Here is a 14,051-nt window from a genome sequence, read left to right on the forward strand (position 1 = left end):
TAGTAGGCTTTCCCAAACGATATATTCAGATCCTTGGGGAGGCCAAAATGTCACAATCCACAAATGCAGCTCCTTCCTCAGCGAAACCTAAACGTGCTTACAGAAAAGGCCAGCCATTGTCGGGAACAGAACGACAACTCGCTTCAATTTCTCGTAAACGGTTAAGCCAAAAAGAAATTAAAGTCTTTGTGGACCCTGAGATTAAGTCGATGTTGATGGGCATGTGCAAAGAAGAAGGTGCAACGCAAGCTGAAGTCCTTCAGCGACTCATAAAGAATGCAGCTGAACGAACCAGGTAAGTGCGTGGGTTGACATTCTTGCATGTGACCACAGGTAGTGCTAGATTGCTGATCAGTTAGAGAATTTATGGCTGGCCACGCCGCAAGGTGGCAGGGAATGGGTGCTGTGTAGAAGGTTTTACAGGCCCAGAAAAGCAAAAACCCCGAAAATCTTCCTCAGGTTTGGCGACTAGGGAGAAGATAATCGGGGCTCACTAAAACTGTATAGAGTTGTTGCTCTATGCAGGGAGTATAGATTTATGCCTTTTAAAGGTCAACTCCTCCGGCGCAACATAAGCGTTGGGAGCCGTGTCTGAGCAAATATTTCCATTCTCACCGGTAGCAAACAGTGTTTCTGCCAGTGTTTATCGTCCTTCGCGCCGGGGTGAAGCTAACCGTCTGCGCAAAGGGCAGTCGAAGACGCACCGCAACAACCAGCCGGTCTACACGGGCAAAACGCCGCGCGGCATGGCCGCAAAAGTGGTGGCCTGCTTCCGCCAGCACGACTGGCGTCGAAATGCCGATCTGATCGCACTTCGCCGTACGGGTTACACGCCTTACTCCCGTGCGTCTGACCCCGCCTTTACTCCTAAACCTATGCGTATTACCCCTCGCTCTGAGAGCCGTGAGGCGCTGACTTCTCTGTCCCTGGTTCTGGCCGCAAATTGTGACTACAGCCCGGACAGCGATTACCTTTTCGAAATGATGCTGCCGGTGGAAGAGATTGCCCGCCGCATGAACGCGCTGCACGTTTATGAGAACGGCCGCAAGGCGTATGACGTATTGCTCCATGCCCTGCGCGTCATGGAACAGCTGGACTACGTGGTGATACACCGCGACCGCGACGCCGACTCTGGCCAGAACAAGCCCATGCGTATTTTTCTCACCGACAAATGCTTTACCTCACGCGGCATCGCGGTTGAAAGCATCCGGGAGTGGTTGCATAAATATCGCCAGTGGGCGGTAGCCAGCGGACTGGCAGAGTCGATGCAGCAGAAGTACCAGCGTCACCTGCTCAAAATGGCGCGTCTGGGCATCAGCATCGACCGCCACCATTCCCTCAAAAACCGGCTGAGACAGATAAAACGCTGGGTTGTCAGCCCGGAGCTGCGCGATGAAAAAGCGCGTACTGAGGCGGACATTGGCGCCGTTCTTGACGAACAGGCGCGTAAAGTGCGGCAATTGCGTCCGGCAAAAGAGACAAATCGTTACCAGAATGCCTGGCGTCGCTATACTGCCGCCGGCCAACTGACGATGGTCGCGCAAATGTCACTGGAAAGCGCCCTCAAAGCCGAGTTCCCGACGCTGCTGGCCAAGGATGCTGAGGCGTTTTATCAGCGGCTCCTGGAGCGCGCCGGCGTTCCACTGTCTTAACCACATTCTTCTCTAAACCTTTCCCCTTCCTGCGATTTCGCGGGCCTGATGCTGGCATTTTTTCCGTTCGCGGATGCCTGGCAGGCTTCCCCACGTCTGTTATCCGCCAAAATGCGCACCGGCGACGGTCGAGGCGTGCTCACGATACGGCGCTGGCCAATGCCTGATTAAGAAATAATCGTTTAAATTCGAAGAGTTAATTCCTCCGGTCGAGGCATTCCATTAACTTCGAAAACCCCTCTTCAGATAGGATTAATTTCGAACGTTACTTCTGAACAAAACAAGCTTTCTAAAGAAAGAGTACTCCTGAGCCGGCTAAAGCCCGGCATCTGGAGTAGCTCCCTTCGCGTTGCTCAGGGCAACAACGCCTGACCAACAGCATCATCGGCAAAGGCAAAGAAGAAGTAGCTCCCCGGACAAGCCGGGGCATAACACCCGTGATATTAGTTACAACATTCACTAAACCTCACCCACGTCAACCCCCGGCACCGAGCGCAAACGCACCCCCTCCGTCCACCTGTAAAGCCGCCCCGCCCCGGGCCAACGGCCCGGAACAGAGTGGCTTTAAAAGTGAATGTTGTAACTATTAAAAATGTGTCGCTTTGAGAGGTGTGGCTTTAGCTCTGAAGTACACGCTCGTAAGCGCCATAGGCGCTAACGCGGAGATACGCCCTGGCTTCGCCAGGACCACTCCGACCGCGTACTTAAGGTTATGTGTAGTTGATGGCGGGTATGGTCTGGCAGGGCGAGGGGTGGGCATCGGGGGAACCTATCAAGCCGGGGCGGCTGCGCCGCTTCACCGGCGACAATGAGCAAAGGATCACTGTCGAACATAGTGCGTCGCCTTCATGCGCTTACGCGCATAAATAATCGCGAGTTGGACATTAAGAGTATAAATAACAAGTTATTTTTTTTTAATTACTTTGGTTAAGCCCCATTGGGCCTCAAACCCCGAAATGAAGAAAATTTAATGGGGGATTTGAGAAAATTAGGCATAAAAAAACCGCCTAAAGAGACGGTTTTCTTAAACTTAATGAAGAAACCGGTTAGCGGCCAGTCCTTCAGATGTGATTTCTAAGCGAGGTTAGAAACGCACACAAGATGTATCACCGGGGCATTTCACCATGTGCGCTAATATAAGTAAAGGGGTGTTTTTATCAAATTTGATAAGGAAAGCGGCCAAAAAAAGCCTCTAAAAAGGCTCGAAAAGAAATTTATAGAAAAAAATTTCTACACCTCACCCTGCATCCTGCGGGCTTTGTTAAATTTGCAATAAGCATTTTTAGACAATCTACATATTGTATGGTTGTAAAAAAAAATCACCACATCTATGATCCGGGTAGTTCCAGCGCCTTATTCATCTACTGTAGCGGCGGTTTGAATAAGCTCTGGAATATACGTCAGCGCATACAAGATGTATCACATCCTCTTGCTTGTGCCTGATACACGATAATACAGGGTGGTTTGCCCAGATTGTTAAAGGCTGCCAAATGAAGAAAGAAATCTTCTTCGCAGTGATCCTCATTGTAAGCATAGCCAGTTCAATGTTTGCCATGGGGCAAGGTGGTTGGAACCTGCACATTACAGAACTTAGTCTTAGTGTTGGTTCCAGCAGCAAGTGACAAAAAAGCCCGCCTCGCGGGTAAAGCCGGTCACTTAAGGTGACCGGCATTACCCGGAGGGCCCAAATATCAGAGGTGATGCCTTACAACAATCGGGTTTCCAATTTCCAGTTCGTCTGCCAGGGCACTGATGACCCCTACTAGCATTAAACGAGCTGGTAGATCAGGGGCATCTTTCTGTGAGTGATAACGGTTGGTACAATTTAGCTTAGCCATTTAGCGGGCTGACTGCGGCCTTCATGGTCATAAGTTGGCATACTTAGAGAGCACCAAGTAGCAATACCTGTCGCCTTCATGCGCTTTGCGCATAAAAAAATAAAGCCGAACCTGATATGGTCGATAATGATTTATTAGCAATACTATAACCGACGAAATAAGAGTGAGGCCTTAAATGGAATTGTATCATTACACTAGTGTTCCTGGTTTACATGCGATCAATGTGTCAAATGGAATAAATGAAGGTTATCTTCAACTCTCTGATAACACTATCTTACGAAAGCACAGTTGGTATACAACATCCCCCTCACCTTTAGGGCATGGCCTTACAAACGGTTCTGAAATTTTAAACAAATATGAAGAATTGTTCTGGAGGCAGATGAATGGTTTCACAAATGCCCAGATTTTACCCCCAGTACAGAATAAACGAGCTGTTAGAATTACTATTGATGCCAAATGGATTCAATCTCAGCCAGGATTTCTTAAATACACAGATTTAATAACCATTCTGAAGCAACCGAAAGATTATGCCTTGCGATTGGGGATAACTGCTCTTGCAGGTAATAAGATTTTAACCCCCCAAGAGCGTGAATATTGGAGTACCCATCCCAATCTTATGCATGATACCTGGTATGTGCACACTGGGGTTCTACCGCACTGTCATATGAAGGTGGTTGAGTTTATGGAAGAAGATGGAAATTATTATGCATATGATTTCGAAAAGCACGGAAGAACTGAAATGGCGCGTTATGGTTCATATTCAATATCTCAAGACTTACTTAGAAAAATTAACTCACTTAGTGATTTGAAATACAATGAAGGAGATATATTTTGTTATTACAGAAAAGGGTTGAGTCCTCAGGTATGTTTTACTCATAAGTTACAGACCTTAAGCGTTTATCTCGACGATCCCAATTTCGTGGCTGTTGAGATTAACAGAGAATTTTACAACAGGTATGGAAGTATTTTTATACCCTGGGTCACGAATCACGCCGAAGAATTGCATCGGCTTTGGCAGCAGGCGGAGAGTTTCTACAATAAAATGCATTCTTGATTAGCGGTGCCGTTAATTTCAATGAGAACTAGCTTATTGCAGTGGACTTGAGCGACTGAGTTACTTGCGGTGTTAGGGGCCTTTTTGACATTCGGCCCCCTCTATAAACGTTTTCTATTAATCAAAAAACCGAAATTCAAATGTTGGATAACATTTGTTTAATGTACTTAATATTTTATCGACTAGTACACATGCATCATACAACGTATCAGGTAATTTTGATTTATGAGGGTATCGATGAAGACGGTGCAATGGATTTCCACAAGTGGTAAAACATGCCTCCCTTACGGCTCCCCATGTAGCATGAGTATATGTAGACGTCCAAGAATAGTATTTATCGTAATCGTCTTTAACACCTGCTAACTCACTGATTTTTCTCAAATCTAACCCACTCCAACTACCAAGCTCTATATTAATAAATTCTTCCCATACGTCTTCACATGCTATTGATTCTAAAGTATCATTATTAATGAATTCAGGTGATTCTACAAATTCATCAAATTTTAAAGCATTTAATTTGGCTTGACCTGCGCCATAAGTTCTCCACTTTTTCCATAACTCTTTATCATCCTTCAAAACCATATAATTCAAGCTGATGTAACTTTCTAAAACCGTTCTTAATCCTAATCTAGCTAATATTCCAGACCTAACTTCACTCTGCAACAACTCTTCTAATATGGTTAAAGAATAAAATGCTATTCCAAAAACACAATCGTGTTTTGCATCAATCGCCGTGGTTAAATGAGTATTCTCCCAATGCTGTTCTAACTGATAGCGTAACGCTTCTACTTTTTCTCTTGTACAGTAAGGTTCAAGTGGGAGGGTTGAGGCTGATTTCACTAATTCTAAGCATGGTGAGATTTCCCAAGCTTCATTCCAAAAGTTTTTCGACCACACTAAGTTTTTCTCATTTTCGGATTTAAGTGCCATTTCTAGAGTTCGAATTGTGGGACGTATTATTCTTAAGTCACCCTCATCCGGATAATTAAATAATGGTTCTATAAATTCACGTGGCCCACGTAATTTTCCTGTAACTACACTGACCATCGCTACAAGCCATCGACAATCTGTTGCTTCTTGAGATTGGTGAGGTATACACATACCTATTGCCATCATTATAATATTAATGTCTGGCTCTGTATTTGGAAGATATTTAGCCCATGTAGTCTTGGCAGGGAGATATTCAAAAATCAATAGTACTGTTAAAGCTGACGCTGTAATAGGATTTGATAATAAGAAAGATAAAAACTCATCGCGAAGCGGTACATTTAATTTTGAAATACCAGTAAGAGATAAATCTGATAACTCTTCTTTTTTATCATGATTTCTGACAAAATCAATCACACGCCTAAATTCAGAAATCGCATAGTTCTGATCTTGATGGTTAGGAAACTCAATCGACCCTTATTGGGTTTCCTAACCATGAACTGTGGCAAGGAAGAACCCCAGATGGTGCGGGCTGTCGCAGAGTAATGCGGGTAAATGCCAGTTTTGCTGTGTTTTTAAGCTAAAACCCATTTTTCAGGCGCACTTATCCAGATCCGGCGCTTGAAGCCATCGTTTTTTAGCCATCCGATGCAGCCTGTCGGACAGCATTTTGGTGGCGTGTTCACCCGCCATGGCGCCGGCAAAACGCAGCCGGCCTTTGCAGAGGATGCACTGGTACGGATCGGTGCCCAGGAAGCCCTTCATAAGTACTGCGAACCCGGGCCGCTTCGGTTTTTCCCGTACCGTCATTTCCAGCGCATTGTAGACCTTCGGCAGCAGCGAGCCTCGCTTGCGGTTGGCCAGAAAACCGTAGTACCGCACCATTTTAAAATGCCGCGCCGGGATATGGCTGACGTAACGCTGCAGCATCTCCTCCTGGCTGATTTTCTGGCGTTTGTGCTGCTGCGTTCGGTGGTCGTAATACTGATGCACCACGGCACCGCCGCGGTAGTGGCGCAGCTGAGAAGCGGCCACCGGCGGGCGCTTCAGATAACGGCCCAGGTATTTCACGCTGCGCCAGGCGCCGCGGGTCTTTTTGGCGAAGTGCACTTTCCAGGCACGGCGATACTGGGCATGCAGGTAACGGTGCCACCGGTCTTCATTACGGATATGACCGAGGCCCGGCAGGCCGCCGGGGTTGATTTGCGCATAGTTGTCGCGCAGCAGGTAAACCACGGCGTTGCGCCAGATTTGCTCTACCTCTTTCTTTTTAAAGAACAGCTGCCGCCAGGTGCTGTGTTTGATGTCGAGGCCGCCGCGGGTGACGGAGACGTGGATATGCGGATGCTGATTCAGCTGTCGGCCGTAGGTGTGTAGCGCGCAAAAGATGCCGACTTCGATCCCCTGTTGGCGCGCCCAGCGGAGCATGGCGCGAGTGGCACAGCGAAACAGGTCATTGAGCAGGGGCCAGTTGTTGTTGAAGAACGGCCACAGCAGGTGAGGCATGGTAAACGTGATGTGCTGCCAGTCGCAGTCGGGCAGGATGTGCTGCTGTTCGGCGATCCACTGCTCAGTGGCCTTGAGGCCACAGCTGCTGCAGGCTTTGGACTTGCAGCTCTGGCAGAAAAAGCGGGAATGGGTGCAGTCCGGTGAGGCGCAGCAGTAACGGCGCACGCCCATGGCGCAGGTGCCGCAGGCGAGCATGCGCTCGACGGCGAGTTTAGTCCAGTCGCTGAGGGCGTCGCCGTGTTTGTCGAGATAGCGGCTCCAGCCGTCATCATGCTGGAACAGCAGCTTTGCCGGTCGGGGAATATACATGGTGCAGAGTCTACAGGGCGGCAGGGAACAGGAAAAGGGCACCGGCGCCAGCGGGCTCACGTCGCAGGCGTGCTCATTTTATGCGGGTGTTGCGGCAGGGGGCATGCGCCCCCGTGCGAGCTATAGGTCAGTCAGACGGCGTCGGCGTCGGCGTTGAGGTGAGGCTGTATCTTAAAGACGGTTGAGGCAGCAGCGCTGCCGTGCTCGCCCCGCAGGGGCGCTACGTTCAATAACCCTTATAACAGCAGCCCATAGAATTTCTGGAAGACGTTCATCTGACCAATGAGAGAATATTACTTCACCTTCAAACTGGGAAAATGCAGGTCTTAACTCAGAACCAACTTTTTTATGTTCTAAAAGTGATGTTCTATTTTTCCCACTCTTTGAAGGTTTTCTTTTACGGCTTTTTTGACTTGCTGGCATAATCCTTCATCCCCTAAATTAGATAGCAGGTGGTTGCACGCAGGAACCCTTCAAGTTGTCCGGCCTAACGCCAATTGTCGGGTTGATTATTGGTGCCACAAAATTTCGATGGTGTCTAACTTACAATCCTTTGGTTTTGAAAGCGCGTAAAGCATCATAAAGAGCCGTCTTACCAATTTTCAGTCTTCCGGCTGCCTCCCGGACACTCAATCCTTGAGCCATTAAACTCTGCGCCTTCTGCAAACCTTCATCAGTGACTACTGGTTTACGTCCGCCCTTTCGTCCCCTAGCCGCTGCAGCAGAAAGCCCCGCCTTGGTTCGTTCACGAATAAGGTCTCGCTCAAATTCAGCCAGTGCTGCAAATATCCCAAAAACCAGCTTGCCCGGAGCTGTCGTGGTATCGATGGCCGCCCCCTGCCCTGTTAGCACTTTTAGGCCAACGCCACGACCAGACAGTTCTTGCACCGTATTGACCAGGTGTGCCATAGAACGGCCTAAACGGTCCAGTTTCCACACGACAAGAATGTCTCCTTCCCGTAAATAGGGGTCCGCTTGGAAAACGGAAATTATCCTACGCTAAGCCTGTTTTTTGTACATATTACTATTCACTGAGCGTAATGCGCGGTATTTACCCTGTCCCAGTTTGAGGTTCGTTCTCCAGACGTAATCCCCGCTCAGGTTGATATGTTCCCATCCCAGTGGTGACAGATGGGTAATCAGTTGCTCATTAATCGGGATCCCTTTTCGTCTCAAAGAATCTATCGCTCTTTCTATATATACCGTATTCCACAGTGAGATCGCCGCAGTCAGCAACGTCAGACCGCTGGCTCGATAGCTCTGATTCTCCAGCCCCCGATCTCTGATTTCACCCAGCCGATGCATAAAGACCGCTCGCGCAAGGGCATTGCGAGCCTCACCTTTATTCAGCCCCGACTGTATTTTAACGAGGAATATACATGCGACGTAATGCACAAAAATGGGTGATGCTGCCAACTTACTGATTTAGTGTATGATGGTGTTTTTGAGGTGCTCCAGTGGCTTCTGTTTCTATCAGCTGTCCCTCCTGTTCAGCTACTGACGGGGTGGTGCGTAACAGCAAAAGCACTGCCGGACATCAGCGCTATCTCTGCTCTCACTGCCGTAAAACATGGCAACTGCAGTTCACTTACACCGCTTCTCAACCCGGTACGCACCAGAAAATCATTGATATGGCCATGAATGGTGTTGGATGCCGGGCAACCGCCCGCATTATGGGCGTTGGCCTCAACACGATTTTACGTCACTTAAAAAACTCAGGCCGCAGTCGGTAACCTCGCGCATACAGCCGGGCAGTGACGTCATCGTCTGCGCGGAAATGGACGAACAGTGGGGCTATGTCGGGGCTAAATCGCGCCAGCGCTGGCTGTTTTACGCGTATGACAGGCTCCGGAAGACGGTTGTTGCGCACGTATTCGGTGAACGCACTATGGCGACGCTGGGGCGTCTTATGAGCCTGCTGTCACCCTTTGACGTGGTGATATGGATGACGGATGGCTGGCCGCTGTATGAATCCCGCCTGAAGGGAAAGCTGCACGTAATCAGCAAGCGATATACGCAGCGAATTGAGCGGCATAACCTGAATCTGAGGCAGCACCTGGCACGGCTGGGACGGAAGTCGCTGTCGCTCTCAAAATCGGTGGAGCTGCATGACAAAGTCATCGGGCATTATCTGAACATAAAACACTATCAATAAGTTGGAGTCATTACCCTTTTTTCAACTTCTGATGGATGCGAGTGATTGAACTCATACATTAATGTTTTCCCACGAAGTCTTTTTTCAGGTAAGCCTTCGCACATATCGGTAAATAGCTTGCCTGCTTTTATTTTTTCTGTCATCGACATGTTCATTTTTAACATTCCGTCCTGATAAGTTGGTCGGATAAGGCGCTCGCGCCGTATCCGACATTAATTTCTTAAGCGACTTCATTCACCTGGCGACGCAGCAGGGAAAGTGGGCCGGGGCCGCTAAGCGTGAACACGGAAATTAAGGTGAAGCCCAGCGCCACCAGACCCAGCACCAGGTAAGCGCCCTGGAAACCGATGCTTTCATACATATTGCCCGCCAGAATAGACATAAAAATCATCGCCAGTTGCTTAAAGAAGCAGAAACAGACCAGATAAATCGTCGCTGAAAAACGCACTTCAAACTGGCTGGTAATATATTTAAAGCTGCCCACCAGCAGGAACGGTACTTCAAACATATGCAGCGTTTTCAGAGTAACCACTTCCAGTGCTGAGGTAGCGAACGATGAGCCAATAATACGTACTGACATAATAGTGCCAGCCAGCAGCAGGGCGTTTTTCCCACCGATGCGATTAATGATCAGTGGCGCAAAAAACATAATCGAGGCGTTAAGTAATTCGCCCATTGTCGTTACGTAGCCAAATACCCGCGTACCCTGTTCACCGGTAGCAAAGAACGAAGTAAAGAAATTAGCAAACTGTTGGTCAAAAACATCGTAGGTGCAGGAAACGCCAATAACATACAGTGACAAAAACCACAGTTTTGGCTGTCTGAACAGTTCCAGCGCCAGCTTAAGGCTAAATGCCGAATGGTTGGCACCTACCGCATTGGCAACCGTGGCAGAAGAGGGCGCATCCGTTTTGGCGAAAAAGAGTAAAACGGCGAGGAGGAGTGCACAGCCAGAACCCAGCCAGAAAACAAACTGATTATTGATGGTGAACATGATGCCGACAATCGAGGCACACAGCGCCCAGCCAACACAGCCAAACATCCGCGCGCGACCAAATTCGAAATTACTACGACGGCTGACTTTCTCGATAAATGCCTCTACTGCTGGCGCACCGGCGTTAAAACAAAAGCCAAGATAAATACCACCAACAATCGCTCCTACTAAAATGTTGTATTGTAACAGTGGCCCGAAGATAAAAATAAAGAACGGCGCAAACACCACTAACATGCCGGTAATAATCCACAGCAGGTATTTGCGCAGCCCGAGTTTGTCAGAAAGCAGACCAAACAGCGGTTGGAATAATAGCGAGAACAGAGAAATAGCGGCAAAAATAATACCCGTATCACTTTTGCTGATATGGTTGATGTCATGTAGCCAAATCGGGAAAAACGGGAAGTAGGCTCCCATGATAAAAAAGTAAAAGAAAAAGAATAAACCGAACATCCAAAAGTTTGTGTTTTTTAAATAGTACATAATGGATTTCCTTACGCGAAATACGGGCAGACATGGCCTGCCCGGTTATTATTATTTTTGACACCAGAGCAACTGGTAATGGTAGCTACCGGCGCTAAGCTGGAATTCCGCCGACACTGACGGGCTCCAGGAGTCGTCGCCACCAATCCCCATATGGAAACCGTCGATATTCAGCCATGTGCCTTCTTCCGCGTGCAGCAGATGGCGATGGCTGGTTTCCATCAGTTGCTGTTGACTGTAGCGGCTGATGTTGAACTGGAAGTCGCCGCGCCACTGGTGTGGGCCATAATTCAATTCGCGCGTCCCGCAGCGCAGACCGTTTTCGCTCGGGAAGACGTACGGGGTATACATGTCTGACAATGGCAGATCCCAGCGGTCAAAACAGGCCGCAGTAAGGCGGTCGGGATAGTTTTCTTGCGGCCCTAATCCGAGCCAGTTTACCCGCTCTGCTACCTGCGCCAGCTGGCAGGTCAGGCCAATCCGCGCCGGATGTGGCGTATTGCTCGCCACTTCAACATCAACGGTAATCGCCATTTGACCACTTCCATCAATCCGGTAGGTTTTCCGGCTGATAAATAAGGTTTTCCCCTGATGCTGCCACGCGTGGACCGTGGTAATCAGCACCGCGTCGGCAAGCGTATCTGCCGTGCACTGCAACAACGCTGCTTCGGCCTGGTAATGGCCCGCCGCCTTCCAGCGTTCGACCCAGGCGTTAGGGTCAATGCGGGTCGCTTCACTTACGCCGTCGTTATCCAGCGGTGCGCGGGTGAACTGATCGCGCAGCGGCGTCAGCAGTTGTTTTTTATCGCCAATCCACATCTGTGAAAGAAAGCCTGACTGGCGGTTAAATTGCCAACGCTTATTATCCAGCTCGATGCAAAAATCCGTTTCGCTGGTGGTCAGTTGCGGGATGGCGTGGGGCGCGGAGGGGAGTGTCACGCTGAGGTTTTCCGCCAGACGCCACTGCTGCCAGGCGCTGATGTGTCCGGCTGCTGACCATGTGGTCGCGTTCGGTTGCACTACGTGAACCGTTAGCCAGAGTTGTCCGGCGCTCTTCGGCTGCGGTAGTCCAGGCAGTTCAATCAACTGTTTACCTTGTGGAGCGACATCCAGAGGCACTTCACCGCTTGCCAGCGGCTTGCCATCCAGCGCCACCATCCAGTGCAGGAGCTCGTTATCGCTATGACGGAACAGGTATTCGCTGGTCACTTCGATGGTTCGCCCGGATAAACTGAACTGGAAAAACTGCTGCTGGTGTTTTGCTTCCGTCAGCGCCGGATGCGGCGTGCGGTCGGCAAAGACCAGACCGTTCATGCAGAACTGGCGATCATTCGGCGTATCGCCAAAATCACCGCCGTAAGCCGACCACGGATTGCCATTTTCATCATATTTAATCAGCGACTGATCCACCCAGTCCCAGACGAAGCCGCCCTGTAAACGGGGGTACTGACGAAACGCCTGCCAGTATTTAGCGAAGCCGCCAAGACTGTTACCCATCGCGTGGGCGTATTCGCAAAGGATCAGTGGGCGCGTCTCTCCAGGCAACGAAAGCCATTTTTTGATGGACCATTTCGGCACAGCCGGGAAGGGCTGGTCTTCATCCACGCGCGCGTACATCGGGCAAATAATATCGGTTGCGAAGGTGTCGGCTCCGCCGCCTTCATACTGTACCGGGCGGGAAGGATCGACAGATTTGATCCAGCGATAGAGTGCGTCGTGATTAGCGCCGTGGCCTGATTCATTCCCCAGCGACCAGATGATCACACTCGGGTGATTACGATCGCGCTGCACCATTCGCGTTACGCGTTCGCTCATCGCGGGTAGCCAGCGCGGATCATCGGTCAGACGATTCATTGGCACCATGCCGTGGGTTTCAATGTTGGCTTCATCCACCACATACAGGCCGTAGTGGTCGCACAGCGTGTACCACAGCGGATGGTTCGGATAATGCGAACAGCGCACGGCGTTAAAGTTGTTCTGCTTCATCAGCAGGATATCCTGCACCATCGTCTGCTCATCCATGACCTGACCATGCAGAGGATGATGCTCGTGACGGTTAACGCCGCGAATCAGCAACGGCTTGCCGTTCAGCAGCAGCAGACCATTTTCAATCCGCACCTCGCGGAAACCGACATCGCAGGCTTCTGCTTCAATCAGCGTGCCGTCGGCGGTGTGCAGTTCAACCACCGCACGATAGAGATTCGGGATTTCGGCGCTCCACAGTTTCGGGTTTTCGACGTTCAGACGTAGGGTGACGTGATCGGCATAACCACCACGCTCATCGATAATTTCACCGCCGAAAGGCGCGGTGCCGCTGGCGACCTGCGTTTCACCCTGCCACAAAGAAACCGTCACCCGCAGCTCATCGCGCAGCTCGCCGTACATCTGAACGTCTGCCTCCAGTACAGCGCGGCTGAAATCATCATTAAAGTGAGTGGCTACATGGAAATCGCTGATTTGCGTGCTCGGTTTATGCAGCAACGAGACGTCACGGAAAATGCCGCTCATCCGCCACATATCCTGATCTTCCAGATAACTGCCGTCACTCCAGCGCAGCACCATCACCGCGAGGCGGTTTTCTCCGGCGCGTAAAAATGTGCTCAGGTCAAATTCAGACGGCAAACGGCTGTCCTGGCCGTAACCGACCCAGCGCCCGTTGCACCACAGATGAAACGCCGAGTTAACGCCATCAAAAATAATTCGCGTCTGGCCTTCCTGTAGCCAGCTTTCATCAACATTAAATGTGAGCGAGTAACAACCAGTCGGATTCTCCGTGGGAACAAATGGCGGATTGACCGTAATGGGATAGGTCACGTTGGTGTAGATGGGCGCGTCGTAACCGTGCATCTGCCAGTTTGAGGGGACGACGACAGTATCGGCGACAGGAAGATCGCACTCCAGCCAGCTTTCCGGAACCGCTTCTGGTGCCGGAAACCAGACAAATTGCCACTCACCATTCAGGCTGCGCAACTGTTGGGAAGGGAGATTGGTGCGGGCCTCTTCGCTATTACGCCAGCTGGCGAAAGGGGGATGTGCTGCAAGGCGATTAAGTTGGGTAACGCCAGGGTTTTCCCAGTCACGACGTTGTAATACGACGGCCAGTGAATCCGTAATCATAGTCATAGCTGTATCC

10 protein-coding genes and 3 pseudogenes are annotated in these 14,051 nt (G+C 49.9%); 5 read left to right on the forward strand and 8 right to left on the reverse strand.

Going from position 1 to position 14,051, the window contains the following annotated elements:
- Positions 1-47 precede the first annotated feature (47 nt).
- From repA to V2154_RS23910, 4 genes are all read left to right on the forward strand, one after another.
- Positions 48-299 carry a replication regulatory protein RepA gene (gene repA, locus V2154_RS23895; RefSeq protein WP_353504331.1) on the forward strand — a complete coding sequence of 84 codons (252 nt, stop codon included), beginning with the start codon at positions 48-50 and terminating at the stop codon, positions 297-299.
- A 288-nt stretch (positions 300-587) separates the two neighbouring features.
- Entirely contained in the window at positions 588-1,652 is a 1,065-nt protein-coding gene (locus V2154_RS23900) for a Replication protein (RefSeq protein ID WP_353504332.1), read from the forward strand.
- 1,490 nt (positions 1,653-3,142) lie between these two features.
- Positions 3,143-3,274, forward strand: a complete 132-nt coding sequence (locus V2154_RS23905) for a hypothetical protein (protein WP_255414179.1) — start codon at positions 3,143-3,145, stop codon at positions 3,272-3,274.
- 391 nt (positions 3,275-3,665) lie between these two features.
- Positions 3,666-4,544 (forward strand): hypothetical protein, encoded by an 879-nt coding sequence (locus V2154_RS23910; RefSeq protein WP_353504333.1) that lies wholly within the window; start codon positions 3,666-3,668, stop codon positions 4,542-4,544.
- Between the two features lie 117 nt (positions 4,545-4,661).
- Here V2154_RS23910 and V2154_RS23915 read toward each other — a convergent pair whose 3' ends face one another.
- The 5 genes and pseudogenes from V2154_RS23915 to V2154_RS23935 all read right to left on the reverse strand — a co-directional run.
- Positions 4,662-5,888 carry a DUF5677 domain-containing protein gene (locus tag V2154_RS23915; RefSeq protein WP_353504334.1) on the reverse strand — a complete coding sequence of 409 codons (1,227 nt, stop codon included), beginning with the start codon at positions 5,886-5,888 and terminating at the stop codon, positions 4,662-4,664.
- Positions 5,889-6,065: 177 nt separating this feature from the next.
- Positions 6,066-7,289 (reverse strand): IS91 family transposase, encoded by a 1,224-nt coding sequence (locus V2154_RS23920; protein ID WP_353504335.1) that lies wholly within the window; start codon positions 7,287-7,289, stop codon positions 6,066-6,068.
- 171 nt (positions 7,290-7,460) lie between these two features.
- Complete coding sequence (locus tag V2154_RS23925) at positions 7,461-7,712, reverse strand: hypothetical protein (protein ID WP_353504336.1); 252 nt, start codon at positions 7,710-7,712, stop codon at positions 7,461-7,463.
- Between the two features lie 120 nt (positions 7,713-7,832).
- Positions 7,833-8,252 (reverse strand): annotated as a pseudogene (locus tag V2154_RS23930) (recombinase family protein); the annotation flags it as partial.
- A 36-nt stretch (positions 8,253-8,288) separates the two neighbouring features.
- Positions 8,289-8,654: pseudogene (locus tag V2154_RS23935) on the reverse strand (Tn3 family transposase); the annotation flags it as partial.
- Between the two features lie 92 nt (positions 8,655-8,746).
- Here V2154_RS23935 and V2154_RS23940 point away from each other — a divergent pair.
- A protein-coding gene (locus V2154_RS23940) for an IS1-like element IS1A family transposase (RefSeq protein WP_249415720.1) occupies positions 8,747-9,444 on the forward strand; the annotation gives its coding sequence in 2 pieces (ribosomal slippage) (positions 8,747-8,996 and positions 8,996-9,444; 699 coding nt in all).
- 14 nt (positions 9,445-9,458) lie between these two features.
- On the opposite strand, the pseudogene V2154_RS23945 reads toward V2154_RS23940, so the two are convergent.
- The 3 genes and pseudogenes from V2154_RS23945 to lacZ form a co-directional block, all read right to left on the reverse strand.
- A pseudogene (locus V2154_RS23945) lies at positions 9,459-9,599 on the reverse strand (maltose acetyltransferase domain-containing protein); the annotation flags it as partial.
- 65 nt (positions 9,600-9,664) lie between these two features.
- Positions 9,665-10,918, reverse strand: coding sequence for a lactose permease (lacY, locus tag V2154_RS23950; RefSeq protein ID WP_046361014.1), 1,254 nt, complete (start codon positions 10,916-10,918; stop codon positions 9,665-9,667).
- Positions 10,919-10,969: 51 nt separating this feature from the next.
- Entirely contained in the window at positions 10,970-14,041 is a 3,072-nt protein-coding gene (gene lacZ / locus V2154_RS23955; protein WP_046361013.1) for a beta-galactosidase, read from the reverse strand.
- Positions 14,042-14,051 lie beyond the last annotated feature (10 nt).

The sequence above is a fragment of the Ewingella sp. CoE-038-23 genome (assembly GCF_040419245.1).
In the GTDB taxonomy this organism is placed as follows: domain Bacteria; phylum Pseudomonadota; class Gammaproteobacteria; order Enterobacterales; family Enterobacteriaceae; genus Ewingella; species Ewingella allii.

What these genes read in the sequence shown, in the direction of transcription:
- lacY (WP_046361014.1), bottom strand. Translation starts at nt 10,918, where the DNA reads ATGTACTATTTAAAAAACACAAACTTTTGGATGTTCGGTTTATTCTTT.
- V2154_RS23925 (WP_353504336.1), bottom strand. Translation starts at nt 7,712, where the DNA reads ATGCCAGCAAGTCAAAAAAGCCGTAAAAGAAAACCTTCAAAGAGTGGG.
- V2154_RS23920 (WP_353504335.1), bottom strand. Translation starts at nt 7,289, where the DNA reads ATGTATATTCCCCGACCGGCAAAGCTGCTGTTCCAGCATGATGACGGC.
- V2154_RS23905 (WP_255414179.1), top strand. Translation starts at nt 3,143, where the DNA reads ATGAAGAAAGAAATCTTCTTCGCAGTGATCCTCATTGTAAGCATAGCC.
- V2154_RS23910 (WP_353504333.1), top strand. Translation starts at nt 3,666, where the DNA reads ATGGAATTGTATCATTACACTAGTGTTCCTGGTTTACATGCGATCAAT.
- repA (WP_353504331.1), top strand. Translation starts at nt 48, where the DNA reads ATGTCACAATCCACAAATGCAGCTCCTTCCTCAGCGAAACCTAAACGT.
- lacZ (WP_046361013.1), bottom strand. Translation starts at nt 14,041, where the DNA reads ATGACTATGATTACGGATTCACTGGCCGTCGTATTACAACGTCGTGAC.